Origin of the sequence: Caldanaerobius fijiensis DSM 17918 (assembly GCF_900129075.1) — a bacterium.
GTDB lineage: Bacteria > Bacillota > Thermoanaerobacteria > Thermoanaerobacterales > Caldanaerobiaceae > Caldanaerobius > Caldanaerobius fijiensis.
The window spans coordinates 12,974-38,206 of sequence record NZ_FQVH01000026.1; the positions used below are offsets into that span (position 1 = coordinate 12,974).

The 25,233-nt window shown below is 41.8% G+C and carries 25 protein-coding genes and 1 pseudogene; 5 read left to right on the plus strand and 21 right to left on the minus strand.

The genetic code is table 11. From position 1 onward, the window contains the following. Positions 1–81 precede the first annotated feature (81 nt). Positions 82–876 carry an FTR1 family iron permease gene (locus tag BUB87_RS10055; protein WP_073344890.1) on the minus strand — a complete coding sequence of 265 codons (795 nt, stop codon included), beginning with the start codon at positions 874–876 and terminating at the stop codon, positions 82–84. A gap of 220 nt (positions 877–1,096) precedes the next feature. On the opposite strand from BUB87_RS10055, the gene BUB87_RS10060 reads away from it, so the two are divergent. Continuing rightward, positions 1,097–2,161: an inorganic phosphate transporter gene (locus BUB87_RS10060; protein ID WP_073344892.1), complete on the plus strand. Its 1,065-nt coding sequence runs from the start codon at positions 1,097–1,099 to the stop codon at positions 2,159–2,161. A gap of 101 nt (positions 2,162–2,262) precedes the next feature. On the opposite strand, the gene sat is transcribed toward BUB87_RS10060, so the two are convergent. From sat to BUB87_RS10110, 10 genes are all read right to left on the minus strand, one after another. Further along, positions 2,263–3,426 carry a sulfate adenylyltransferase gene (sat, locus tag BUB87_RS10065; protein WP_073344895.1) on the minus strand — a complete coding sequence of 388 codons (1,164 nt, stop codon included), beginning with the start codon at positions 3,424–3,426 and terminating at the stop codon, positions 2,263–2,265. Positions 3,427–3,462: 36 nt separating this feature from the next. Continuing rightward, entirely contained in the window at positions 3,463–3,774 is a 312-nt protein-coding gene (locus BUB87_RS10070; protein WP_073344897.1) for a hypothetical protein, read from the minus strand. Between the two features lie 21 nt (positions 3,775–3,795). After that, entirely contained in the window at positions 3,796–4,119 is a 324-nt protein-coding gene (locus tag BUB87_RS10075) for a 4Fe-4S dicluster domain-containing protein (RefSeq protein WP_073344900.1), read from the minus strand. Then, complete coding sequence (locus BUB87_RS10080; RefSeq protein WP_073344903.1) at positions 4,103–5,848, minus strand: adenylyl-sulfate reductase subunit alpha; 1,746 nt, start codon at positions 5,846–5,848, stop codon at positions 4,103–4,105. The genes BUB87_RS10075 and BUB87_RS10080 overlap by 17 nt, the downstream gene beginning before the upstream one ends. 28 nt (positions 5,849–5,876) lie before the next feature. Continuing rightward, entirely contained in the window at positions 5,877–6,488 is a 612-nt protein-coding gene (cysC, locus tag BUB87_RS10085) for an adenylyl-sulfate kinase (RefSeq protein ID WP_073344905.1), read from the minus strand. A gap of 73 nt (positions 6,489–6,561) precedes the next feature. Beyond that, positions 6,562–7,698 (minus strand): cysteine synthase A, encoded by a 1,137-nt coding sequence (gene cysK, locus BUB87_RS10090; protein WP_073344908.1) that lies wholly within the window; start codon positions 7,696–7,698, stop codon positions 6,562–6,564. Between the two features lie 3 nt (positions 7,699–7,701). Then, a complete protein-coding gene (locus tag BUB87_RS10095; protein WP_073344910.1) occupies positions 7,702–8,100 on the minus strand; it encodes a M67 family metallopeptidase in 399 nt (132 codons plus the stop codon). Then, positions 8,087–8,905: a HesA/MoeB/ThiF family protein gene (locus BUB87_RS10100; protein ID WP_073344913.1), complete on the minus strand. Its 819-nt coding sequence runs from the start codon at positions 8,903–8,905 to the stop codon at positions 8,087–8,089. Before BUB87_RS10100 ends, BUB87_RS10095 begins: the two co-directional genes overlap by 14 nt. A 9-nt stretch (positions 8,906–8,914) precedes the next feature. After that, entirely contained in the window at positions 8,915–9,148 is a 234-nt protein-coding gene (locus tag BUB87_RS10105; RefSeq protein ID WP_073344915.1) for a sulfurtransferase TusA family protein, read from the minus strand. Further along, positions 9,132–10,004, minus strand: a complete 873-nt coding sequence (locus BUB87_RS10110) for a 4Fe-4S binding protein (RefSeq protein WP_234946015.1) — start codon at positions 10,002–10,004, stop codon at positions 9,132–9,134. The genes BUB87_RS10105 and BUB87_RS10110 overlap by 17 nt, the downstream gene beginning before the upstream one ends. Before the next feature lie 239 nt (positions 10,005–10,243). On the opposite strand from BUB87_RS10110, the gene BUB87_RS10115 reads away from it, so the two are divergent. Together BUB87_RS10115 and BUB87_RS10120 are read left to right on the plus strand one after the other, a co-directional pair. Then, positions 10,244–11,392: a trans-sulfuration enzyme family protein gene (locus BUB87_RS10115; protein ID WP_073344920.1), complete on the plus strand. Its 1,149-nt coding sequence runs from the start codon at positions 10,244–10,246 to the stop codon at positions 11,390–11,392. Continuing rightward, positions 11,389–12,522 (plus strand): trans-sulfuration enzyme family protein, encoded by a 1,134-nt coding sequence (locus tag BUB87_RS10120; protein WP_073344922.1) that lies wholly within the window; start codon positions 11,389–11,391, stop codon positions 12,520–12,522. The genes BUB87_RS10115 and BUB87_RS10120 overlap by 4 nt, the downstream gene beginning before the upstream one ends. Here the strand turns inward: BUB87_RS10120 and BUB87_RS10125 are convergent. The 3 genes from BUB87_RS10125 to BUB87_RS10135 all read right to left on the minus strand — a co-directional run bounded on the left by BUB87_RS10125 (position 12,519) and on the right by BUB87_RS10135 (position 17,707). Next, on the minus strand, positions 12,519–15,131 hold the full coding sequence (locus BUB87_RS10125; protein ID WP_073344924.1) for a GH116 family glycosyl-hydrolase: 2,613 nt from the start codon (positions 15,129–15,131) through the stop codon (positions 12,519–12,521). The two genes, BUB87_RS10120 and BUB87_RS10125, sit on opposite strands and share 4 nt — an antisense overlap. A gap of 27 nt (positions 15,132–15,158) precedes the next feature. Further along, on the minus strand, positions 15,159–17,141 hold the full coding sequence (locus BUB87_RS10130) for an alpha-galactosidase (protein ID WP_073344927.1): 1,983 nt from the start codon (positions 17,139–17,141) through the stop codon (positions 15,159–15,161). Between the two features lie 71 nt (positions 17,142–17,212). Next, positions 17,213–17,707 carry a magnesium chelatase subunit ChlI family protein gene (locus BUB87_RS10135; protein WP_073344929.1) on the minus strand — a complete coding sequence of 165 codons (495 nt, stop codon included), beginning with the start codon at positions 17,705–17,707 and terminating at the stop codon, positions 17,213–17,215. Between BUB87_RS10135 and BUB87_RS14165 the strand changes: the two genes are divergently transcribed. Beyond that, positions 17,698–18,387: a helix-turn-helix transcriptional regulator gene (locus BUB87_RS14165; RefSeq protein ID WP_143156672.1), complete on the plus strand. Its 690-nt coding sequence runs from the start codon at positions 17,698–17,700 to the stop codon at positions 18,385–18,387. The genes BUB87_RS10135 and BUB87_RS14165 overlap by 10 nt on opposite strands. A 145-nt stretch (positions 18,388–18,532) precedes the next feature. Here BUB87_RS14165 and BUB87_RS14400 read toward each other — a convergent pair whose 3' ends face one another. The 7 genes and pseudogenes from BUB87_RS14400 to BUB87_RS10180 form a co-directional block, all read right to left on the minus strand. Beyond that, on the minus strand, positions 18,533–18,688 hold the full coding sequence (locus BUB87_RS14400; RefSeq protein WP_159432399.1) for a hypothetical protein: 156 nt from the start codon (positions 18,686–18,688) through the stop codon (positions 18,533–18,535). Between the two features lie 551 nt (positions 18,689–19,239). Next, positions 19,240–20,778 (minus strand): RNA-guided endonuclease IscB, encoded by a 1,539-nt coding sequence (gene iscB, locus BUB87_RS10150; protein ID WP_234946016.1) that lies wholly within the window; start codon positions 20,776–20,778, stop codon positions 19,240–19,242. 588 nt (positions 20,779–21,366) lie between these two features. Next, positions 21,367–23,418, minus strand: coding sequence for a VirD4-like conjugal transfer protein, CD1115 family (locus BUB87_RS10160; protein WP_234946017.1), 2,052 nt, complete (start codon positions 23,416–23,418; stop codon positions 21,367–21,369). A gap of 82 nt (positions 23,419–23,500) precedes the next feature. Further along, positions 23,501–23,764 carry a Txe/YoeB family addiction module toxin gene (locus BUB87_RS10165; protein WP_073344939.1) on the minus strand — a complete coding sequence of 88 codons (264 nt, stop codon included), beginning with the start codon at positions 23,762–23,764 and terminating at the stop codon, positions 23,501–23,503. Beyond that, entirely contained in the window at positions 23,749–24,006 is a 258-nt protein-coding gene (locus tag BUB87_RS10170; protein ID WP_073344953.1) for a type II toxin-antitoxin system Phd/YefM family antitoxin, read from the minus strand. Before BUB87_RS10170 ends, BUB87_RS10165 begins: the two co-directional genes overlap by 16 nt. A gap of 141 nt (positions 24,007–24,147) precedes the next feature. Then, on the minus strand, positions 24,148–24,576 hold the full coding sequence (locus BUB87_RS10175; RefSeq protein WP_073344956.1) for a flagellar basal body-associated FliL family protein: 429 nt from the start codon (positions 24,574–24,576) through the stop codon (positions 24,148–24,150). Positions 24,577–24,627: 51 nt separating this feature from the next. Beyond that, positions 24,628–24,765 (minus strand): annotated as a pseudogene (locus tag BUB87_RS10180) (HU family DNA-binding protein); the annotation flags it as partial. Positions 24,766–24,862: 97 nt separating this feature from the next. Here BUB87_RS10180 and tnpA point away from each other — a divergent pair. Next, positions 24,863–25,233: IS200/IS605 family transposase (gene tnpA, locus BUB87_RS10185; protein WP_073344962.1), on the plus strand; the 371-nt coding region annotated here is incomplete at its 3' end.

Below are 25,233 nucleotides of genomic sequence, written 5' to 3' on the forward strand. Positions count from 1 at the left end.
TTATAGATATTACCCTGTCTATCCAATTTTATTTTAATATCTCCTATTGTTTATTACAAGAGATTGTGATGATCGTACGCATTAGGTGGTTTCCTTCGAATTATTTGTAAACATTTTACCTACAATCAATACATAAGCACTATAGGCGATAACCTGCATTAAAGACGGAGTGCTTTCGTATCCAATAAACGCGTGCAGTAACTTACCTAATAAACTTTCGTCTGGAATTAACCATTCCAGGCTCCATACCTTTTCAATTATCGGAGGTACTATGCCCAATTCTCCTAATGCGTGAATTGTATGAGATGTCAAACCTGCTGCAATGAATATTAAAAGCCATCCGGTTATCATAAAAAATTTCCTTAAATTCAATTTTACTGTTGTTTTGTATAATAATGCAGATATTATTGCAGCTATTAATAACCCCATAAATGAGCCTAATAATAAACCTTCACCTTTCAAGGCGGTTAAGAATAGCGCCGTTTCTATTCCTTCTCTTATCACTGTTACAAATGCCAACACCGCTATGCCCCATACCTGATTATTTGACAAAACCTCATCAATCTTTGCTTGAAGCTCACCTTTTATATTCTTGCTCTGCTTTTGCATCCATACAACCATATATGAAAGGAGGATAATGGCTACTGCTGCAACAACTATTTCAAACAATTCAGCGCCTTCGCCTTCAAAACTAAATTTTAAAGCCCGGAATATAAATGAAATAATAACACTAAAGACTATAGCACCAATAGCACCCAGCCATACATGTTTAAAGTACTTTTTTTGGTTGATTTTCGTAAGATATCCTAATAGTATGCCTATGACTAAAAATGCCTCCAGTCCTTCGCGGATTGTAATTAATATCCCTGCTAACATAAAAACCCTCCTTACAAATATGATTATGATAATCATTATCAATCTTATTTTACACTAAACATATAGATTTTGTCAACATTTTTTATTATCTTTGTTCGAAAAATCGTTGACAGAGTTTATATTACCATTTATAATTAACTTAGTTAAATCCTAAATTCCGATTTGATTACATGGATATAGGAACTTTAGGTTGCTATATAAAACGAGGAGGCAAAAATTTATGTTATTAGCTATTGCACTGCTTATTTCCCTGTTTTTTGCAATAAACATAGGCGCAAGTGGTACAGCCGCATCTATGGGAGCAGCTTATGGAGGAGGAGCTATAAAAACAAAGTGGATTGCACTAGTCTTAGTAGGTCTATCTATTATTCTGGGCGCTTTTACCGGGGGAGAAGAGGTCGTTAAAACCATTGGAGAAGGCATTATTCCTTCAAATTTATTTGATATTAAAATAACAATAATTATACTGGCATCAGCTTGCATTACACTGTTCATTGCAAATATTCTGGGAATCCCTTTATCCACGAGCGAAGTGACCGTCGGTTCGGTAATAGGTGTGGGAGTTGCATATCAGTCTTTATACATACAAAAAATTTTATTTATTATGAGCATCTGGCTGATATTACCTTTCGCAGCTTTCGGTATAGCTTATGCATTGGGAAAAATGATTCCATTTTTAGAAAGCAAGCTATATTCTTTTCAAAAACAGAACATCGTTCAAAAAGCGCTGGCTCTCCTATTGATTGTAGCCGGTTGCTATGAAGCATTTTCTGCTGGAATGAATAACGTTGCAAACGCTGTTGGCCCCTTAGTGGCTACGGGATTAATAAATACAAATAAAGCAATTATTCTTGGCGGCATATTCGTCGCCTCAGGAGCTGTTGCATTGGGTGGTAAAGTATTAGAGACCAATTCAAAAAAGATTACCAGGTTATCACTCCTGCAGGGATGTGTTGTTTCATTTACAAGTGGCACGTTGGTAATCATTGCTTCCATATTCGGATTACCTGTTCCTTTAACTCAGGCTACAACTATGGCCATATTCGGAATCGGGACATCCGATCGTGGTATAAACCTATGGAAGAGCGATATAGTTAAAAGGATCTTAATAATATGGATTGTTTCACCGGTATCTTCGATGGTAATTTCTTTTACGCTTGTTAATACAATGATTGAAGATAACATATATATTGTAATAATTATAATAGCCTCTTTTATTACATCATTAGGATACATAGGATTAAAAAATAATTACGAAAGATATAGGCAATTTTCAAATTTTTAATCGGGTATTGAATTATTGAATTTATTATCAACAATTTATCATAAAAATAATTCGGGAAATCCTCGTAAAGAGAATTTCCCGAATTTTAATCTTATACTTTTTTATTTATCTTTTTTAGACCTATAATAATCCATCAAAATTTCCGCGACCTCTTTCCTTGTAAATTCCTCAGGAGGCATGATCCCATTGGCCAGCATTTCTCTGACTTTTGTGCCGCTCAATACAATATGCTGATCATCTCCATGGGGACATGTCTTAAATGAAGCCATGCCATTGCATGCTTTACAATAAAAGCTATGCTCAAAGGGAAGTATGGTTATACCTATCTCTTCAGGCTCAAACTCATCAAAAATGCGCTGAGCGTCATAAGTTCCGTAATAATTTCCGACTCCTGCGTGGTCACGTCCTACTATGAAGTGAGTCGCTCCGTAATTTTTCCTTATTAGTGCATGAAATACAGCTTCTCTCGGCCCTGCATACCGCATGAAAGCCGGAAATGCAGACATAAATGTTCTGTCTTTCGGATAATATTTCTCTAAAAGCACTTTATAGCATTTAACCCTTATATCAGCAGGTATGTCATCATTCTTGGTTTGACCAACCAATGGATTTAAAAACAAACCATCGCAGATCTCCAGTGCCACTTTCTGTATATACTCATGGGCTCGGTGTATGGGATTTCTGGTCTGAAACGCAACTATTTTCTTCCAACCTTTTTCTTCAAAAATCCTTCGCGTTTCAACTGGGTCTATATACAGTTCTTTAAAATTATTGTGTTCAACGGGATTTAACAAAAATATATCTCCACCTATCAACACATCTCCTCTTTCAAACACTTGTTTAACACCTGGATGAGCTGGATCTGTGGTTTTAAATACTTTTTCGGCCTCATTATATTTATCGTATTTATATTTTTCTTCCACATACAATACACCTAAAATCCGTCCGCTTTTATCCGCCAAAGTAAGACCTTTATCAATTTCAATAGTCCGGGCTTCTTCTTCTGTAACTCCCAGCACTATCGGTATACTCCACACCGTGCCATCAGCCAGTCTCATATTCTCCACGACGTTCTCATAATCAGCCTTTTTCATAAAACCTGTCAAAGGACTATATCCTCCATTGGCGATAAGTTCCAGATCAGATATCTGAAAATCATTAAGTATAAGTTTTCTTAACCTCATTGCCTCTTCAAGCAGATTTTCCCTCTTGTTACCATCAACGAACCTGTTAACCAATCTACCTCCGTGGGGTTTTATAGACATATTACACTCTCCTCTCAAAATCAATTTTAAGCTATTTTACATCAATGCTATCCTCTCAACTTCAAGTAATAAACTCTGGATCAAGCTCATGATATACTCGTCATTGGCATACTTAAACATTCTCTTATCTGTATACTTCGATAATATTTCCGCTAGTTCATCAACCTTTTTATTTCCAAATCTGTAATCAGCTATGTCAAGTAAATAAGCGTACAAGCCGTAATTTTCATATATAGAAAAAGCTGAAAATTTTTTAACACATTCAAAGCCTTTTTTATAAGCTTCTAACCATTGGGGTAATTCAGAAATCTTTACGTATTTATAGTTTTTCGCATTGCTCTTAGGCATTAATATCCCACCCCATAACTTTTATACAATTCTATGAGCTTCTATCTCAATAATCTCTTCCACACCATCTGCTCTCTTTAGCATCCATATGATTTTATCTCTACTCTTTCGGGCCTTTAGTGTAGAACCCCGGCCTCCTATCTGAGCAGGCAAATACATCTCGATAGCCTGTTTAGGGCATTCTTTTATACATGCTGCGCAATCCCAGCAATCTCTTGTATCTCGAATTGCTGCTTTACCGTCAGTATTTTTATACAACAGATCGCCAGGACAGATTCTGACGCATAGCGGTTCATCCAGTTTCCCACAGCCGTTACAAAGCTCTCTATCAATCCTTACAGCCACTCATACCACTCCCAAGCCATGTTACTAAGTAATTTTCTCCATTAGTATACGGACGCTCTAAAATTTTTATCTCATCTTTACAGGAATCATAGATAGAATTTACAAATTTCAGCCATTTTTCATCGTCTCTATAAGGGTAGTCAATCCTTTCCTGATAGCATCTCCAGCGGGTTTCTTTCCTGTATAAAAGGTGCTCCACCACCGCTCTGGCCACCAGTATTCTATCTATAACCTCATGATATTTCATCAGGTCGTGCAGATCCTCTGCATATCCCTTATTAACATCCTTTTGCAATTCTTTTAACAGATCTTTGGCGATATTCAACTTCTCCTCGTATACCTCATAATAAGAAGATATACCGCCAGCATATTCATCCATTATCTTTTGCAGTCTCTCCTCAAATTCATCAGGGCTAAACCCCAATTTTTTATACCCATCACTTCTTATAAGCGGTGTATAAACCCTTTGAATTTCTTCTTTTATAAGGCTTTCATCTATCGATTCAAAGGTAATATTCTTTATGTATTCCACCGCGTCCTCTGCTGCTATTTCCCCTTCAGCCATGCTGCCTGTGACATATTTTTTAGGCGAGCCTCCTGCTACATCACCGGCCGCATACAACCCTTCCAGCGTGGTCCTTCGCCTACTATCTATCCAGTAACCGGCCAATCCATGACCACCAACAATATAAGGCTCCGATCCACATATCTCTACAGGTTTTTCCGTTGGCTCTACTCCCTCGTCAGCCCATTTTAAAACGATACCCGGTGACATATTGAGATATGCTTCTTTTAATATCCTGTTATAGTCCTCACTTAAACCGGTTATATCCAGATAGCATGGGCCACGTCCTTCCCGATTCTCCTTTAGAGTGGCATACAGCCTCATGTAAGTGGAGCGGTCCACGTAATTCCTTAAGTAGGCCTCCCCTCTTGCATTTATCTGAGGAGCATGCACACCCTGAGCGATGGTACCCGTAGGCGAGAGAACGTCTTTAATCCTTAGAGCTATAAACCTCATTTCAAAGCTGGTCATTTCCGCTCCTGCCCTTAATCCCATGGCAAACCCTGTGCCAGTGTTAAATGGTGGATACCACATCTTATGTCTTGCCGATCCATCGTTGTTAGGTTTATAGAGACCCGCTGCACCTCCCGTAGCACAAATAACAGCTTTTGCTCTAATGACGTAAAATTTGTTTTCCCTCACAGAAAAAGCAAAAGCGCCTATAACCTTTCTACCTTTAACAATGTAGTTGGTAGCCACCACCCTGTTAAGTACCAAAGCACCCGATTTTCTTAATGCTTCTGCTAAAATAGGTTTTATCCTCTCTCCATTTATTCTCACGCTTCTTCTGCCGCGAGCTACATAATTGCCATTCTCATCTTTCAAAAAGGGAAGTCCCCACTCCTCCAATCTCCTGGTACAGTTATTCAACCTCTCTCCTATGGTGTAGGTAAGGTCATCCCTTATAAGACCTGCCGTATCTTTCTTTACGTAATCCACATAAGACTGCGGAGTTTCACCAGGATTTAAATAGGCATTTATAGCATTAACCCCTGAAGCAAGGCAGCCACTGCGCTCTACATGCGCTTTCTCAATGACAACAACTTTTAACTCTCCATTCTTCTCTTTTGCAGTTATTGCTGCCTGACATCCAGCCGTACCGCCACCAATTATGAGTATGTCTGCATCTATCCTTACTACCTCAGGCTCCCATGTACTAAGCAATTAAAGTCCCCCTCCCTAATACCTGTAATTAATTGGCTGCAATTATTCCTTTTTGATTTAAATAATTCAGCAACATTTCAACAGACTCATCCAGTGACAGCTTATCGGTATCTATTACAAGTTCGGGATTTACTGGCGGTTCATAAGGAGCTGAAATTCCCGTAAATTCTTTGATTTCTCCTGCTCTTGCTTTTTTGTATAAGCCTTTTACATCCCTCTCTTCACATTTTTCTAGAGGACATTTAACGTAAACTTCTACAAATTTACCTTCTGGTAGCAATTTTCTGGCATTATCCCTATCTTCTCTATAAGGAGAAATAAATGCAGTGATAGTTATCACACCAGCATCTGCGAATAACTTTGCTACCTCGCTTATCCTTCTAATGTTTTCTTTGCGATCTTCCGGTGAAAATCCCAGGTTTCTATTCAAGCCGTGCCTTATATTGTCACCATCCAGCACATAAGATAGGTGCCCCATATCATAAAGCCTTTTCTCTAATTCTCTGGCAATGGTAGACTTGCCAGCACCCGAAAGCCCCGTAAGCCATATAACAACACCTTTTTGTTTTAAAAGTTTTTCCCTATCTTCAGCGGTAATCACACCAGCGTGCCATGTTATATTTGTAGCTTTAATCTCCATCTATAAAGCCTCCTTTGCTTTAATTATAGTATTCCTATCTGTTTATATGGAATTGATTTGCAAAAATGCAACTCTAATTAATTGCGAAATACCTGTGCATACTCAGATATCTTTCTCCTGTATCGGGTAAAACAGTTACAACCCTTTTACCTTTACCCAATTGTTGCGCTACTTGAATGGCAGCAAGAACGTTGGCACCTGAGGATATACCACATAGTATACCTTCTTCTCTTGCCAATCTCAAAGACATCTCAAAAGCTTTCTGATCATTCACCTTAATTACTTCGTCCACTACGTTTCTGTCCAGTGTTTGAGGAATAAAACCTGCTCCTATGCCTTGTATTCTGTGCGGTCCAGGTTTTTCTCCAGATAAAACCGCCGAGGTTTCAGGTTCAACAGCATATACCTTTATATTACTGTTGCTTCTCTTTAAAACCCTGCCCACACCTGATATAGTGCCACCAGTACCCACACCAGCTACAAAGGCATCCAATTCCCCTTTTGTAGCTTTAAGTATTTCCTGTCCGGTAGTCAACTCATGTATTTCTGGATTCGCAGGATTTTCAAATTGGTTCAGCATGATATAATCATTATGGCTTTCTAAAAGCTCTTCAACCTTTTTAAGAGCTCCTTTCATCCCTTCAATACCCGGTGTCAATATGAGTTCAGCGCCGTAGGATGCCAGCAAATTTCTCCTCTCAATACTCATAGTATCAGGCATTACCAGTATAAGGCGATAGCCTTTAACGGCACATATCATGGCAAGCCCTATACCTGTATTTCCGCTGGTAGGCTCAACGATGGTCATACCCGGCTTTAACTTTCCTGATTCTTCAGCCCGCCTTATCATATTAAAGGCAATTCTATCCTTTACACTGCCTCCCGGATTAAAGGATTCTAGCTTGACCAGCACTTCTGCTTCATCTTCTGATACCACTTTATTTAACCTTACTATGGGCGTTCTACCTATCAATTCGACTATATTATCATATATCTTTTCTTCAAAGGATCCACCGCCCATAAAATACATCAAATTTAACTCATCACCGTCTTTTATAACAGCAGTACTGTATTCCTCTCTTCTCAATACCACGTCGTTTAATTCCACACTGACAACCTGCTCATCTATATTGTTAATTTTCAAAAACTCTGAAACTGTTAATTCCCTTTCATAGTTCTGCTTTTCCCCGTTATAAGTTATAGTAATCATTACTCATTCCTCCTCCACTATAATATCTTCTTCCTTCACCTGTTTGCCCTTTATTTTATATGCTCTCACATCAACACCATCTTTTAATGATACTATTATATAGTATATATCCTCGTAGTGGGCCATCTCTATGTCTTTATCAGAAGGATATGCACGGCTAGTAGGATGTGAGTGATACACTGCCAGCATTTTCTGGCCTTTTTTTCGTATATCTTTTATAACCTTAAACTGCTCTTCGGGAACCATCAAAAAGAAATCCTCTCTATGGGCTCCATTTGTCATGGGATATACATTCATTACCACATCATCAATCCCCGACAAGATTCCACATCCTTCATAGGGTGCTTCACTTTGCAATTGATCCAGCATCTGGCTTAGTTGTCTCTTCTTAATCCTGATCATTTTTCTTCCCCCTCAGGTCGCACTGCAACTCATATTCTATCAATTCTTTAATCGTTGGGTTCTCACCGCAAACAGGACAATCTTTTTTTCTAGACCATTTAATTTCTCTGAATGTACCTTCAAGAGCGTTAAACGTGAGTATTCTTCCTTTCAACGGCCTTCCGATATTAAGTAGCACTTTTATTGCTTCTACGGCCTGAAGTGTTCCCATCACTCCTGCTACAGCTCCTAATACACCGGCCTGAGAACACGTAGGTACAGCACCCTCTGCCGGAGGTTCTGGAAATACACACCTGTAACACGGTCCTTCCCCCGGTATAATTGTCATAATCATACCTTCAAACCTTAATATTCCAGCTTCTATAAGAGGTTTTCTGGAAAAAACGCAGGCATCATTTAAAAGGTACCTTGCAGGAAAATTGTCAACTCCGTCAATTACAAGATCGTAATCTTTTATTAGATCCAGTACATTATCAACCGATAACCTTTCCTCATACGTAATTATATTTACGTCAGGATTTAATGCCTCAAGCTTTTCCCTTGCTGATTTTACCTTAGGTATTCCTACATCTTGCGTTCTGTGGAGTATTTGTCTCTGGAGGTTGGATAAATCCACCATATCATAGTCTACTAACCCTATAGTTCCTACACCTGCTGCCGCCAAATAATATGCCGAAGGCGATCCCAGACCGCCTGCTCCTACAATAAGAACCTTTGAATTTAGCAGTTTCTCCTGACCTGTGCCACCTATATCCTTCAATATTATGTTCCTGGAATACCTTAAAATCTGCTCTTCCGTCAACATATTACCACCTCAAGCTTTCTGTATCAGGAGCTTAAATTTATCACCGATTCTCTCTACATTTAATATCTTATGCCCTTCATCTTTTACGCTCCTGGGTACATTTTTTATAGGTTCTCCATCATCCAAAATGACTTCAAGAACATCGCCACTCTTCATCTGTTCCAGCTTTAATTTTACTTTGACAAAATTAATAGGACATACCACACCTTCTAAATTTAGCTTTTCGTCAATCCTCACTTCCATTACCAAACACCCTTTCTTTATATACTTCAAGACCTACTCTATCAATGGTATCAATAAGTCTTTCTTTCTTAATCCCTTCACTTTTATAGAACTCCATGGTCTTTTTTATAACATCGGGAATGTTTTCTATTGGCACCATATCTGCCACATGATATCCAAATCTGGGCTTTTTACCAAACTTACCCCCTGCAAAAACCGCTACGCCCGTCTTCTTAGCTTTCCATGCATCTGTAGGACATACCCTTATGCAACTTCCGCAATATATGCATTTATTTACATCTCGCACGGCAATTTTATTTTCATTCATGATAATAGCTTTACTGTCGCAAACATCAGCGCATAACCCACAACCCATGCACAATTTCTCATCCAGCTCAGGTTCCACCTGTCCCTGAAATCCTAAATCGTTAAATTGGGGCTTTGAACAGTTATTGGGACAACCTGATATACCCATCTTGAACTTATGAGGAAATCCTGGCATTGGGAAAAATTCATCATCTAATTTTTGAGCTAATCCCTGGGTATCAATCAACCCATATGGGCATACAGTACCCTTGCAGGCAACAATAGGCCTTACTCTGGGTCCACAGCCCGCTAAAGCCAGACCTATATTCTCAATCTCCTGCTTTATCTCCTGCAATTTTGTATAATGAACCCAGGGAATTTCGATTCCTAATCTCACGGTAAAAGTGACATACCCTCTGCCGTATTTCTCAGCCAACTGAGAGACTTTTCTCATTTGTTCAGCGGTAATATTCCCTGCAACCACCCTTATTCTTACGGAATAATAATCTTTTTGCTTTTGTTTTATAAACCCACCATCTTTTAGGGTTGCTATCAATTCCTCATTTTCCATAATAACCCCCCGCCTATAATTCATAGTATTTTGATAGGAATTTGTACATTTCTTTTTATTAAGATATCACATAAAAGAAAAAAAGTCAATAAAAATATTTATATTGACTTTTCTCCAGTTTTATGTTAGTTTAAACTAAACTAATACATATATTCCTATCAAAAAACTATAGATTAATAAAGCGATTATTATTCCGTAAAGTAAAAAACTAAATGGTCAGAGGGAAAGGGGTTGCGAAAATGAAACTATCCACATTATTGGTCAGAGCGGGAATAAATAGAGAAGATGTAACTGGTGCGGTATCCATGCCCATTTATCAATCGGCTACCTTTATACACAGGGGACTAGGTCTATCAACCGGTTTTGATTATTCCAGGACACAAAATCCTACCAGGTTCCAGCTGGAAAAAGCCATAACCCAATTAGAAGGTGGGGTGGATTCTCTGGCTTTTTCATCTGGAATGGCAGCAATAACAGCGGTATTTATGTTATTTGAATCGGGTGATCATATTATAATTTCTGATGACCTGTACGGCGGAACATATAGAATAGTTAATCAGATTTTTTCAAAATATCAGCTGAATTTTAGCTGTGTGGATATAACCGATATCGAAAGCGTTGAAAATGCCATAAGACCAAACACAAAAGCAATTTTCATTGAAACGCCTACAAACCCCATGATGAAAATAGCCGATGTCAAAAGAATAGTAGACATATGCAGACGGAATAATCTGTTGTGTATATTCGATAATACTTTTCTCTCAGCTTACCTGTTTCAGCCCTTGAAAATAGGTGTGGATATAGTAATAGAAAGTGCCACTAAATATCTTTCGGGGCACAATGATCTGCTGGCAGGCATTGTCTCAACCAGCAAACAGGATATTGCCGAAAAACTGAGATTCATACAAAACAGCACAGGAGCTGTGCTATCACCCAATGACAGCTGGCTGTTGCTAAGAGGATTAAAAACACTGGGTGTAAGAATGGATAGGCAACAGGATAACGCTCAAAAAATAGCGCAATGGCTGTTATGCAGGCCTGAAATCAGTAAAGTACTGTACCCTGGTTTACCCCATCATCCTGGCCATAACATCTTAAAAGAATTAGCCAATGGATTTGGAGCTATGATATCTTTTGAAGTCGTAGATATCGCATTAGTAAAAAGGATACTGGAAAATTTAGAGATTATTTCTTTTGCAGAAAGCCTGGGCGGTGTAGAATCCCTTATAACATATCCAATAGAACAGACCCATAAAGATATTCCCGATGATCTCAAAAAAAAGATAGGTCTAAATGACAGGATTTTAAGATTGTCTGTGGGAATTGAAGATTCCGATGATCTCATAATGGATTTAGAACATGCGTTACTGGGAGGTCCACAACCATGAAATACGCAACAAAATTACTCCACAATGGCAATGAGATTGATAAACATACCGGAGCGTTGAGCATACCCATTTATCAAACATCAACCTTTAAGCAGGATGACGTGGATAACCCTCCACTATACGATTACAGCCGCTCAGGAAATCCCACCAGGACTGCCCTGGAAAATACCATGGCTATTTTGGAAGGTGGTACCAGTGCTTATGCTTTTTCTTCAGGAATGGCAGCAATGTCAGCAGTATTATCTCTCCTCGATACAGGCGATCACGTAATAGCAGCACAGGATATATACGGCGGTACATACCGAGCACTTACAAGGCATTTTTCAAAATATAATATCCAGGTGAGTTTCGTCGACACCACTGACACAAACAAAATAGAGGATGCAATAAAGCCTAATACGAAAATGTTGATACTAGAAACACCCTCCAATCCATTGCTGAAAATCACCGATTTAAAGGCCTGCGCAGAATTAGCAAAAAAGCATAATATAATAACCGTCGTAGATAATACCTTTATGTCGCCATACTTGCAGAGGCCACTGGAATTGGGCATAGACATAGTAGTCCACAGCGCCACCAAATTCATCGGCGGGCACAGCGACGTATTAGGTGGAATAGTGGTAGTAAAGGATAAAGACCTGGCAAAGCAAATATATTTCGTTCAAAATACTCTGGGAGCGGTATTAAATCCTCATGACTGCTGGCTTCTTTTAAGAGGAATAAAAACACTGAAAGTAAGACTGGACGCTGAGCAACAGGGTGCAATATATCTAGCACAATGGCTGAAAAAGCAAGATTTTGTCAAGAGTGTATATTACCCTGGCCTTCCGGAACACCCAGGTCATGATCTACATTTAAAGCAAGCATACGGTCCCGGGGCAGTACTATCTTTTGAAGTTAAAGACATAAATACAGCTAAAAAAATAACAGCACGTGTAAAATTATTCTTTACAGCAGTAAGCCTGGGCGGAGTAGAAAGTATACTTTCATACCCCGCTAAAATGTCTCACGCATCAGTCCCCTGGAAAGAAAGGCAGAAACTAGGTATAACAGATGAACTTCTAAGGATATCAGTGGGGCTGGAAGACCCCGAGGATCTGTCAATGGATATCTTAAATGCTGTTATCTAAAATATAACTTCCATCGGATTGTTTTCATCCACCGATATCCAGTTTTCAAAAATTATTTTATCACCTTCTTGTCTATATTCATCTGTCCTCCGCCCATTTATGCTTATTGCACTTTTATTTTTGAGTACAGATAATCTAAAAACCTTGAGTTTCAAAGAACCATAGCACACTTTCAAAATAGCCCTGCCATTATGAAGTTCAAATACGCCCCATGCGGGCTCAAGTGACCAGAAAGATTTGAAGTGTTTAATGCCATCAATCAATATCGGTGAAAACCCTATCATGCCATTGACCATGTCGTACTCAAACCCGCTGAATGCCAGGAGCAAGGCAAAGCTCGCCATCGATCGCGCATAATTGCTGCCACATTCAATCTCGTTCCAGGGATTCCTTTTATACCCGTCGTACCTGTCCCGTATCGCCTTTACTATCTCAAGGCCTTCTTTAACCATACCCTCCTGAATCATGTGGCAGGCCACCTGATACTCAAAACCATTCATTGTTTCCTGGGCATAGGTCACAGGCACAGCAGGCCTCTTCCTATGTGATGGCCATTCGCAGATCACAACACCTCTTTCATCGTTAAGACAGAAAACCCTGCATGGATTGAAAAAGTCCCTCATGCCATCTTTTTTGAAATTGTATTTGTATATAGAAGCCAGCGCCTTTTTAGTCTTTTCCCTGTCAAATATCTCACCGAGTCCGCATAAATTTGCATGCCACTGAGCTACAACCTGGTCAATTCCGCAGCCCTCACCTATCTGATATTTTATTTCCTGCGCTTCCTCGTCCCAATAGGCTTCGATTACAGAGTCACCTGTCAGCGTAGAGCCTTTATCAAACCTTTCAAGTACAGATCTATCTTTAAGGTCTACAAGCTGATGATAATATTCGCCGTTAAAGAGGTTGTTGTCAACCCATTCTTTGCCTTTGGAAAAGAGAGCCATGTATTCTTTGCTCTTATCCTTTTCTCCAAAATATTCAGCTATTTCAGCTGCAGCTTTAAGTGCTGCTAGGTAAAAACCTGTAAGCCATGAGTTTGGCCCAAAGAGTTCCATGTCCAAAGTATGATGTTGTCTCCCTTCTATTACCCCATCTCTATCTATATCCCATTTGTCCTCATTAGAATCAGACCATGCAAACTCAAGCGCTTTTTTAACGGCATTCCAGTGTTGTTTCAACCATTGGGTGTTGCCCGATATTTTCCAATCTCTGTACACCTTTATTATATTGCCCATTTGGCCATCAACACATGGTCTGAAATTCCATCGTCCGCTTCCCAGCGGCAGAAGTAACCTGAATGCCATGCCTCCATCCTCTCTTTGATTGTATTTGAAGTCCAGATCACGCATGGAACGTTCTAACTTAGGAAAAAGGAATGGCAAAGCATAAGCGTAGTTCCAAACGTGTGTGCATGAGCCTTCGCAGCAACCTGAATCACAATGACATCCTTCAAAGCCGTAGAATGAACCATCTTCAAGCCTCAAGCAGGTGGGAGTTTTAAGTATGGATATGTTCGCCGATACCGCGTCAATAACCTCAGGTGGCAGGGTTGACGAAAAAAGTGCTTCTTTGAACGCAAGTGTCTGCAAATACAACCTATCCCAGTTTTTTAAACTGTAGACTGCACTTTCAATTGCACTGTTGAAAATAGTGCTGTAGTAATTCTTCCATGTCCTTGGTTTTTTACAACAGCTATCCCCTTCACATGTCTTATCACTCCAGTAATTGTAGCAGTTCGGGAAATGCCACGTTATAATAAACCTGACCTTTTTGCTGTCGCCGGGTTCTATAGGTATATGGGCAACCAGCGAGCACGTATCCTGTGTTGATGAGTTTTGTAGGTAACTATCATTCTCTTTCCTGTAAGTCCTGTTTGTCAACCTGCCGGGCGAAGTAAAGTCTCTCCAATATTTCTCCAGATTATCGAACCATCTTCCTCTATACCAGTATTCTTGATAGCTTATGTCCTGCCAGTCTGTCGCTATGCACAACTCTCCGTAGTTTATATCATCATCGCTAAGATTTGTATAAAGGTGCACCATGTTTATATCGTCTACCTTTTTATATTCGTTTATACCTTCTTTTAAAGGGTTGGTTAGTGAGAGAGCAACAGTATATGTGACAGATGCCTGTGTGACGTTGGTTATCTCTATTTCGAAGAAAGCAGCCGGTATACTTGAATCTCTATCATTCAAGGGTATAAATGGATTAAAAGCCGTCATCTTTATGGAGCCTGGGAAGCGCTCATGAATAAAGTTTATCTGTGCAAAAGGAAATTCTCCATTAAATTCTGTCTCTTTGAAATGGGGTAATCCTGCCATGGAGTATCTATTGACTCCAAAGCCAAACCCCTGGAAATTAGGGTAATGCAAATCACCTATATAAGGAGGCTGAAAATCTCCGCACATCACCCGCGCATCTATAACCTTACCATCCATCTCTGCTTTTACTGCAAAATGGGAAAAACCATTGTAACTTCCTTTGTTCGGTCTGTTAAATATCTCCCAGTCTATAAGCCTGCCATCTCCGGCAAGACCTATACAGCCTGTACCTATTCCTCCTAATGGGAATGATATTTCTCGTGTCTTTTCACCTTTGTATAACATCTCCCATACCTCCTTAAAATTCCCCATTTAAATTTTTCTAATAAATACAACTTCAGAATTCTCTTCAGCGAGGTAGTCAAACACTAACCCTTCTTCCATTAATTCCTGTCCTTTTGCCACTAGCCTTTCTCCGCGATCGTTGAACGTAAGAACATACGTGGCATCGGGTTCTAACCCTTTTAGTTTAAGCCGTCGAGTGGTTTCAGAATTGTGCATCCTGAACACAAAAAGAACGCTTTTGTTTTTATCCGGCATGACAAATTGAAAAGCACTCCATCTATCACCCGCTTTACCCCAAATTGTATTATCTACAAGATGTGGAGAACCTTCTTTGATCGGCAAACAATCCTCTCTCAGAGTTTGTCCACACAGCCTGTATAAATCGGCTTCTGCTACAAAAGGCTTTATGTATCTGCTATAGAATTCCACATGGTATTTCAATCTTTCAAATACATACTCAGGCAATTCAGCCAGTTTGTGTGAATAACCAAACCAGTTAAGCATGCCTATTCTCACATAGCAATCCAAAATAGCCTTGTCTATCCTCTGATTCACAAGATCTAGAGGCGGATAAGGAGCTTTTCCTTCTTTATCTGTTCTTGAATGAGACCACGGCCAATGCAAGCAAACGTTTGGTGCCAGTATAAGCGTTGCACCCCAGAAAAGCTGTAAATCGTGCAAAGGAGTATCCGGGTCGCTCACATACGTATTATAGGCATTGCGCATTATCCCTAAATCCATTCTTAGCCCACCCGAAGAACAGTTCTCTATAAGCAACTCAGGGTGTCTTTCCCTGAGCCTGGCAAGCACTCTATAATATCCCATATAATGTTCATAAAGCCCATCACCTTCACCGTGGCCGTGATCAATCCTATTGCAACCCGCCCCTGGATCAAGATTAAAATCTAGTTTTATCCAATCGCATGTGTACTCTGTTACAATGCGGTCGAGCATACGGAAAGCCCATTCCTGTACTTCAGGATTGCCAAAGCAAATATACCCCAAAGACTTGCCATCACGCCTTGCTTCGAATTCAGGATGGTTAAATCTTAATGCTGCTTTTTCGCCCAGTGCTTCTATTTCGCACCATATGCCAAATTTTAAGCCTTTTTCATGTACATAATCAGCCAAAGCCCTTATCCCCGAAGAAAACCGAACACTATTGACCATTTCCCAGTCGCCACGTACATCATACCAACGGGAGTATTTATCAGACGGACCAAACCAACCCGCGTCAAGGGTGCATACCTGTATGCCCATCTGTGCTGCTTTATCAACGTTGGCTTTAAATATTTCTTCATTTATATCAATATCTTCATATGGCCACCAGTGATTCCATTCTACACTCAAATCACGGGAAATGGAATTAGAAGGATACCAGTATTTTCTACCCCATCTTATATACTTGTTAGCCATCTCATCAAGATCAAAATTATCGGCTTCAACTATAATGACTCGAGGGCAAACCATCATCTCGCCTGGTTTTAGAGATTTTTCAAAGTCTTTATCAGATAAACCACCACTTATCAGGTACCCATTTCCAACCTTTTCAAAGCGAAAAACCCAGTTGCCCGACCACGCAACAGACGCCGACAATATATGACCTCTGCTATCTAATAACGCAAACCATGGATAGAAATCAGCAGAAGAACGTCCTTTTAAATTTCTCAGTTCAAAGCTATCATGAAGGGCCCTGCATGCAGGCGAAAACTCTTTTCCCCAGCCGCTGGTAAAATAAAGAAGTTCACAATATGGTTGTTCTACAGTAACATAAAGGCTATCAGCTCTGTTGATAGTTACGTTGCGAGACGAAACATTAATAATCTCCATCCATTTTTCATTGACGCCACAATCATACTCTATAGAATACAGATTTACCTTTAATGCTCCATCCATCCATATAGAAAGGTTCTGTTTAAACTCTTGATGTATTTGTATTTTTTGATCAACGAGTTTAAAATCAGCATCACCAACATATAACTTACCATCATAGGCTACAGCAAAACTCATATTATTCCTCCACCACTTTCAATCTACATATCACATGCTAAAATACAATTTTTAGAAAATTGACATCATATTTAAAACACATCGTTAAATACAGGAAAATTTGCTTTATACTGTAATGCTTCTGCTACATGATAAGAACGTACAACTTCCGATCCTTCGAGATCAGCAATGGTCCTGGCCACCTTCAATATCCTGTAGTACGACCTGACACTTAATCGCATTTTACTGTATGCGCTCTCAAGTAAATTTTGTGATTTCTTATCTAATGTGATGTATTTTGATATCTGCTGGTGGCTTAGTTGGGCATTGCTGTATACATTTATCCCTTTGTACCTTTCAATCTGCATCTGGCGGGCTCTATTTACGTTTTTTCTCATCTCAGCAGAAGACCTTCCTGATTTTGCATCTGCGATAGAACTATATTCCACGGGAGGCACCTCAACGAATAGGTCTATCCTGTCCAGCAAGGGACCCGATATCCTGTTGAGGTATTTTCTTATTTGCAACGGTGTACATTTACACTCATGATAAGAATCACCGTAATAGCCGCACGGACATGGGTTCATCACAAAATGACATAAATCATCAATATTTTGAATTCTCTGTAAAAACTAAAATCACCCCCGAAAACGTGAAATTACTGCATAACATACAAAGCGATAATGATAACAGTATAGGAAACCTGATAAAGTTAGAGCGATTGAAAAAGAGATATACACGGAAAGAACTTGCAAAGATGATTAACCTAAGCGAAGCTATAATTAGAAGTATTGAAGAAGGCCACATTCCTTATCCATCTAACCTGAAAGCCGTAGCAGATTATCTAGGAGTCAATCTTCATACTCTTATTCGTCCAAAGGATGACTCTCTGGGCGAGAAAATCAGAGTTGCAAGATTGTGCAAGGGACTTTCTCAAGCACAATTAGCTTTATTATTGGGTGCCCCTTGTGCAGTTATAGGCGACTGGGAAAGAAATAGAAGCAAACCATCTCATTTGTATATAAACAAACTTTGCAAGGTACTTTCCATTCCCATTGAAGAGTTGTTGCAAACAAATGCAACCAACCACTCTTTAGGCCAAAAAATCAAAATCGCCAGGTTGCGCAAGGGACTTTCCCAAAGAGAACTTGCATCGCTAATTGGTGCTCCTAGTGCTACGGTTGTATCAAAATGGGAAAAGGGTGAGAGCATACCTTCTGCTTTGTACAAAGAGAAATTATGTAGAGTATTATCAATATCTTTGTGACTTCTCCCACCCCCTTTTTTTTGAAGGGAATATGCTTCTTCCCAGCCTGGCTCTTCAGGAACATTGGATTTCCTGATAGCAAGCTCCATGTACGTTCCGTACTATATGCCATCGTAGAAATATCTTGCAGGTTACACCAATACTATTACATTTCTGCATTAAACCAACCCGCAATACCCAAAATCACACCAGCTACCGTCAGAAACGGCGTAAATGCAATCGCACTTTTCAAAATATATACCTTTCTGCACATCATTATTATCGAATACACCGACGCAATTACTATTGCAAGTGCCAGCATTAATCCGAACCTCTGCAAGCCGAGCAATGCACCTAATATGCCCTACAGCAGCACATCATTTAAGTCTATACCACCTCTGCTTACCACACAAATCAAATACGTAAAGCCTAACCCTACTGCAAGGCCGGTTAGGTTGCTAGTAACGGACCGCTTGCTGTACAGCAGGTACAGAATGTATACCACTGCAAGTATATATCCGGCAATGAGTGCTTCTTTCGGTATTCGGCCTGAGCCTCCCCATGGCTAAAGCCAGGGGGTTCCTGACTCGCCATGAATATCCGTCTGTCAGCCTGCCTTTCTTCCCTGGGGCATCCTTTCAATGCGGGGATGTCATAGGAAGCATCAGCATAAACATCATTCAGAACGGCTTTCGGCACAACCCGCTCCGGCCTGCCATAGGCGTCCTCACCGGCTAATGAGACCGATTCGGCTCTCGCGGGTTCGGCGTTAAGGCCTGTATCCGTGCCCGGGACGGCTCCGCCCCGCCGGCTCATCACCAAAAAGCATAGCGCGGAAGCCCCTGGCTTCAGCCATGGGGAGGAGCGCATGCTTTAATAAGCTGCTTTCTCTTTTTCATACTGCCATCCATCCGCGTACTGCAATAACCTTACGTACCTATATGAAATTCCCTGACATATACGATTTCCCTTGCTGTCTTTGATATCAAAATACCCGCTGGCGCGCACTGCCACTCTGCCTCTCCACGTGCCTTTATATTTCCCTGAAGGAACTTCGGCTTCCACTACATCGCCCGTTTGAAATCCGAAATATCTCTTTTTCCTCTGCCTGTGGCTTATCGGAAATCCGTACTTATCTGTATTGCACATTTTACGGCTGCCTCTGCCTACTGCCGTCCATATCTCTGTATACTTCGTCTTTATCTCGATTGTTTTTGGCGTGCTGGCACCCACGCAGCAAGCATCAAAATAGTGGGTCTTGGGAAATCCGTGCTCTATCCTCTGCTTTTTCGTCCTTGCAGCCGTACCGCATTCTACCGGCAATCCTGTACGCTTCAGCCTCTCGTACAATGCCCATCTCGTTGCATTCATCATCGCTGCATCCTTCAGCGGTTTCTTCAGGTTCGCAATCACCTTCAGCAGGTTCTCCGCTCGCACCCGATCTATTTTTCGTTTCGATTTTTGCAGTTCCTCAAGCCATTCTTCGGGTTGCTTGTTCCCTTTGTCTTGGTTGCACCTTTCGCACGAAATCGTGAGATTGGAAACCCTGTTCGTGCCTCTCGGCCCGTGTTTTGGGTTTCTGGGTACCACGTGCTCTATCTGCAAAGGCACGTTCTCGGCACCGCAGTATGCACATTTCCTGCCGTATTTCTCTAACAGGTACTCTCTTATTTCGTATCCGTACAGTTCGCCCTGCTGGTACTCAATTCCGCTGATTTCAGGGTTCTGCATGAGCTGGGTATCGAATTTGACATGCTCTGTGCTTATCGATGTGATGGGCAGCCATTTCATCAGTTTCTCTGCTGCCCTCACAGTCTCTTCCACTCTAGCTTCCAATGACGGCGGCAGCCAGCCTTCTTCCCTCCTGCGGTTATCGAATCTCGGTTTTCTGTAACGCGTCTTGCGGTTCCTCCTTCCACGTCTCAATGCCCTTCTGCTGTCAAGGCTGTCCTTTATTCCCTGCTTGTGATGAATCTCTCCCATTATTATTGCTGCTGATTTCTCGGCACTCTCTTCTCTCAACACGGAAAAACCTGTTGCTTTGCTTCCTGGATCGAATTTCAACCTTAACGGTTGGAAGTTACTCTCTTCTGCCGTTCTATCTTTCAAACGGATAACAAAGGGCATTAATCTATGCACCACCGCTCTGCCGCTTTGCAGCAGCTTTCTTGCGCGTTTCTCCGTGCACGGCATGAGCGGTTTCTTCTTTTTATCCAAGACAAAAACCATTCTTCCTTCTCTCCTTTCGGAGCCCCTTACGGGGCTGGTGACGCCGCGGATTGCCGATCCGCGGTCTTCCCTCGTCAATGTTGGAAGGGGTTTAGCGCACAGCGCACCGCTCGCTGCACCCCTGCTCGCTTTTAACGCTGTGCCACAGGGCAGAAGACTGGGAATGCATCTTAAGGTGTGCACCCTCCCAACGTAGTGCCTTCATCGTTCCGGCTGAACTCCGGCACTCAGGCTGGTCATAGGTCTGGCTTAGCTGCAGGGCTTGTCCCCAAGCCCCTGGCTTCAGCCATGGGGTCTATGACCACCCCCTTTCTCATTCCTTTGGAAAATCGTGCGTTTGTAAATATTTAGGAGATGGATTTGTCGCAGTGATAAATCCATCTCCTAAATATTGGATGATAATTCGGAAACAGCTTCCGCTTAACGTTCCATATATTGGCTGCGTTCGGGCGCAAAAAAAGAGGCTTCAAAGCCTCCCGTGCAATCCGCCTCAAGTTTGGGTTTCCTCGTCCGGATAGAGTATGACCAACTGTCCGCAGTCGGGGCATGAGTCGTACGGAATCGAAAACTCCGGCATGACGGCTCTCTTGACTCCGTACTTCTCAAAGTACCGGGAAATGTTTCCCATCGCAGCGTCATATGCGATTTCCCCCTTTTCTGAATCTGCTCTATCATTCTCTCAACCTCCCTCAGAGTCTTCCCTGCTGTATTATGATAGCAGGTTTCTTTTTCTCCTGCAGAAAAACAAAAGGGCATCCTTTTCGGACACCTTCACCAACCTTTGTTCATATTCTTCTTCGATTTTCTGCCGTTTTTCTTTTGGCTTTTCTTCTCCGCCTGCTCATCCGCATTCATACTCACTTCTGTCACCGTATTGTTTTCCGCTCCCTTCATCTCTGACTCTTTCGCTTCCGTTTTCTCTGTCCCACTTTCATTCGTTTTGACTTTGCTGATATAGAAAAATTTTGTTTCGTTTTCAGCTGTGTCCGTTTCTTTCTCTTCTGCGTCTTGCGTATGCTTCATATCCGTTTCCTTTGCGCTCTGTGTCTGCTCCATGTCGGCCTCTTTTTCGCTTTCCACCTGCTTCACGTTTGCTTTGTTCTGTTTTTCTTCTTTCGCCCATTCGGGGCTGTACATGCTTATCGGTTCTGGCTTTATCATTTTCGCCAGCGGGTGCTTCGTGTAGTCCATCTTGTCTATCATGAGCGGCTTCTGGCCCCTCAGTATGAGTATCGCCTTCTCAGGCGGCAGCCTCAGTATCTCGTCCGGGTTCAGCAGGTTTCTCTTCTGCGTGCCGGATGATACATCTCCCAGATCGAACAGCCCTTCAAGTCCGGCTTTCTTTCTTATCGACACACTTCTCACCGTCGCTGCTCCCAAAAGGTCGCACACGAACTGGGCCGTGGCCGTGTCCGTGCACCCCAAAAACAGCCTCGAGTCGCAGTTGCCTATTATCTCCTGCCATGCATCGTTGGGGTACCTGTTCCTGAGCTGCGCTATGTTCTGGAATATCACGGAGCAGTGCAGGCCCCTCGACCTTATCGTGCTTATCTTCTTCGTGAAATCCGGTATGGCTCCTATGTTCGGGAACTCGTCTAATAAGAAGTACACTTCGGGGCTGCACCTTCCTCCGTTCATGTCCGCATACCTTATCAGCTTTATGAACAGGAACGAGAAGAACAATCCGGCAAGAAAATCGAACGTCGAATCCATGTCGCTGGAGATGCAGAAGTACGCGCACTTCTTTCTTGCAGGCTGTGTCAGGTCAATGTCGCTCACTTCCGTCAGCTTCTGCACCAGCCTGTTCTGGAACACCTGAAGCCTGGTGCCGAGTCCTATCACGACGCCCGTTCTCACCGTTTCGTTGGCCTGCGCGTATATGTTGTACGGCATCTTCGCGGGGTGGCCTGCGGGCAGCGTGTCGAATATGTCGTCCACCTTCTTTGAGTCGCCGCTTGCCAGAAGTGCGTACACACTCGCAAGGTTCTTGTTCTCCTCCGGGTATTCGCACACGACGTACAACACCAGCGCCTTCAGCAGGTTCTGCTCCGCTCTGTCCCAGAACGGATCGCCGGACTTGCTCCCTATCACCTTCGTGTTGGCTATGACAACTTCCGTGAACATCTGTGCATCTATGTCGTCCTTCACCTCTGCTATCGGGTTCCATCTGTCGGAGTGCGTCATGTTCACGAGGTTGAAAAGCTTCACATCGTATCCCATGTCCCTCAAAAACCGAGCCATGTCGTTAAACAGCTCGCCCTTCGGGTCCGTCACCACCATGCTCTTGCCCTCTTTTGCCAGCTGCAGCATGTTCGTCCTCACGTACGACCTTGACTTCATCGAGCCGGATGCTCCGAAAACCGCCACATTCCTGTTGAAGTACGTCTTTTCGTGAAGCGTGACCGTCCTGCCGTTTATTTTTCCGAATATCAAGCCCCTGTTCGTGCCTATGCCCAGCACCTTTCTGGCCTCACTCTCCGTCATCCAGTTCGCCGTGCCGTGTGTGCCGTTATCTTTGAGGTACTCCACTCCCGCTGTGTTCACCCCGCTTTCCCTTGCGATGACTATCAGCGCAGCTGTAATCACTGCCACGATGAACGACATTATGAGGTAGCCCGTCAGTATGCGCTTGTCTGCCAGCGCTTTGAAGTCCAACAGCGGGTTTGCGTACATCGTCTTTACGAACGACAAATCCGGCATGTTTCCCACGCCGTTGTAACCCTTCAGGGCCATGTACATCCTGACGATGGGCACGAACAGCCACACCCCAGCGAGCATGTACACCGTCGTGCCCATGAGTGCTGTGAGTGCTTTTTCTTTCAAGTTACCAGCTCCCTTCTGAAAATCTTGCACAAAAAAAAAATAAAAAAACAGGCTTCAGATTTGCCTGCCAATGTATTACCAGCTATTCGTAGTGTGTCCACATCCTATAGATTTTTACAATTTTTTCTTCTTCCAAAACTTCGTATATTATCCTATGCTGTATATTTATCCTCCTCGAAAGTTTGCCGTGCAGCTCTCCTTTTAATTTCTCATAAGGAGGTGGATTTTGATAAGGATTTTCTTTCAATATTTTCAAAATTTCTTTTGCTTTTTTATCTAATCCGCATTCTTCTAATTTTTTTGCGTCTTTTAAAGCATATCTTGAAAACTTTAGTTTGTATCCCATCCCAAGTCTTCCTCATCCTTCCATTCATCTAACGGAGTTTTATCTGCATCTATAATACTTTCTTTTAAGTTGGGTATTGACAGCAAATACAGCGTTTCTTGGATTGCATTCCAGTCTTCTTCAGAAATCAAAACTGCGTTGCCTTTTCTGGAAGTTATTTGGATTGGTTCGCTGTTTTTTCTCACCTGTTCAATTATTTTATATATGTTCTGCCTTACTTTTGTCACAGGCATTGTTTTCATTTAAATCACCTCTATGGAGAATTATAACGTACATAAAAACGTACGTCAATAAAAATTTTTTATTTTATATTCTTACCTTGCTGAAAAGCACGGTGCGGAAGCCCCTGGGTTTCAGCCATGGGGCTATGACAAAAGCACAAATTAATACTGTACGATAAATTCTTTGAAATATACATTATTGATTTTTCCAGTTTGCAAAATATCGTTGACACTCTTCTCTATGAGCTCCCTGAGTTTGTCCTGCCCTTCTTGCCCAACTATATCCGATGCACTTTGGTTAGCTAGTATTGCAATGATGTTGTTCCTTATGATGCCGTTTTTCTCTTCCAGTTCTTTTTGCAGATTATTGTCCTTCATGGAAAAAACTGTGGAAACTTTGATGTACTGCCCTTTGTCCTTCAGGTTTGTGATGATATCTTCAGGTAGCTCATAGAAATATTCTCTGCTCTGCACGGTTGTAGCTGCAGACGCTTTTGCATAACCTTTGGCAAAAAATATGTAACCTTCTCCAGCCAATACCAAAAGCAACAGAACAATGATTGTCAGATATACCGGTTTGGATTTCTTCATGCTTCGTTCACCCCTTTTTTGTTGTTTCTGCAAAATGAAAACAGCAGGTTTTTAGCCTGCCGTCTTTGTTCCTGCAACCGCTTCCTTCTGCTCCTTCCCTGCTCTGAATACTGCTGCCTTCGTTGCCGGAATCGTTATCTCTTCCTTTGTCTGCGGGTTGACGCCTTTTCTCTCAGCCCTTTCCCTTACAAAGTTCCGGGCGGGAAAGCCCACGGGTTCACTCGTGGGATGAAAGCCCGGTTATTTTTTGTCAAAGTATCTTTCTTGAATATGGTATAATGTAGCTATGGAAGAAAAATATAGACACAAAAATACAAGTGTATCACTGATCAACTATCATTTTATCTGGTGCCCTCGTTATCGGCGCAAGGTACTGGTCGGTCCTGTAGAAGCCAGATTAAGAGAACTTATCAAGGAGGTGGCCAAGAAACTTGAATTGGAGATATTGGCTTTGGAGATTATGCCCGACCACGTACACCTGTTTGTCAACGCGCCGCCAAACCTGGCACCGCACGATATAGTGGCGCGATTCAAAGGTGTATCTTCCCACTATCTACACCGTGAGTTTGAGCAGGTTGCACGAATGCCATCCATGTGGACCAGAAGCTATTTTGTATCAACTGCCGGCAACGTTTCTTCCGATACTATTCGTAAGTA

Excerpts from the sequence above, each read along its gene's own strand:
- BUB87_RS10105 (WP_073344915.1), bottom strand. The coding sequence starts at position 9,148 with ATGGAAGTGAGGATTGACGAAAAGCTAAATTTAGAAGGTGTGGTATGT.
- BUB87_RS10120 (WP_073344922.1), top strand. The coding sequence starts at position 11,389 with ATGAAATACGCAACAAAATTACTCCACAATGGCAATGAGATTGATAAA.
- BUB87_RS10170 (WP_073344953.1), bottom strand. The coding sequence starts at position 24,006 with ATGAAAACAATGCCTGTGACAAAAGTAAGGCAGAACATATATAAAATA.
- BUB87_RS10130 (WP_073344927.1), bottom strand. The coding sequence starts at position 17,141 with ATGAGTTTTGCTGTAGCCTATGATGGTAAGTTATATGTTGGTGATGCT.
- BUB87_RS10125 (WP_073344924.1), bottom strand. The coding sequence starts at position 15,131 with ATGTTATACAAAGGTGAAAAGACACGAGAAATATCATTCCCATTAGGA.
- BUB87_RS10070 (WP_073344897.1), bottom strand. The coding sequence starts at position 3,774 with ATGCCTAAGAGCAATGCGAAAAACTATAAATACGTAAAGATTTCTGAA.
- BUB87_RS10095 (WP_073344910.1), bottom strand. The coding sequence starts at position 8,100 with ATGATCAGGATTAAGAAGAGACAACTAAGCCAGATGCTGGATCAATTG.
- BUB87_RS10055 (WP_073344890.1), bottom strand. The coding sequence starts at position 876 with ATGTTAGCAGGGATATTAATTACAATCCGCGAAGGACTGGAGGCATTT.
- cysC (WP_073344905.1), bottom strand. The coding sequence starts at position 6,488 with ATGGAGATTAAAGCTACAAATATAACATGGCACGCTGGTGTGATTACC.
- BUB87_RS14165 (WP_143156672.1), top strand. The coding sequence starts at position 17,698 with ATGGGTTCATCACAAAATGACATAAATCATCAATATTTTGAATTCTCT.
- BUB87_RS10100 (WP_073344913.1), bottom strand. The coding sequence starts at position 8,905 with ATGTTGACGGAAGAGCAGATTTTAAGGTATTCCAGGAACATAATATTG.
- BUB87_RS10115 (WP_073344920.1), top strand. The coding sequence starts at position 10,244 with ATGAAACTATCCACATTATTGGTCAGAGCGGGAATAAATAGAGAAGAT.
- cysK (WP_073344908.1), bottom strand. The coding sequence starts at position 7,698 with ATGATTACTATAACTTATAACGGGGAAAAGCAGAACTATGAAAGGGAA.
- BUB87_RS10175 (WP_073344956.1), bottom strand. The coding sequence starts at position 24,576 with ATGAAGAAATCCAAACCGGTATATCTGACAATCATTGTTCTGTTGCTT.
- BUB87_RS10110 (WP_234946015.1), bottom strand. The coding sequence starts at position 10,004 with ATGGAAAATGAGGAATTGATAGCAACCCTAAAAGATGGTGGGTTTATA.
- BUB87_RS10135 (WP_073344929.1), bottom strand. The coding sequence starts at position 17,707 with ATGAACCCATGTCCGTGCGGCTATTACGGTGATTCTTATCATGAGTGT.
- BUB87_RS14400 (WP_159432399.1), bottom strand. The coding sequence starts at position 18,688 with ATGCTGGCACTTGCAATAGTAATTGCGTCGGTGTATTCGATAATAATG.
- BUB87_RS10165 (WP_073344939.1), bottom strand. The coding sequence starts at position 23,764 with ATGGGATACAAACTAAAGTTTTCAAGATATGCTTTAAAAGACGCAAAA.
- sat (WP_073344895.1), bottom strand. The coding sequence starts at position 3,426 with ATGTCTATAAAACCCCACGGAGGTAGATTGGTTAACAGGTTCGTTGAT.
- BUB87_RS10060 (WP_073344892.1), top strand. The coding sequence starts at position 1,097 with ATGTTATTAGCTATTGCACTGCTTATTTCCCTGTTTTTTGCAATAAAC.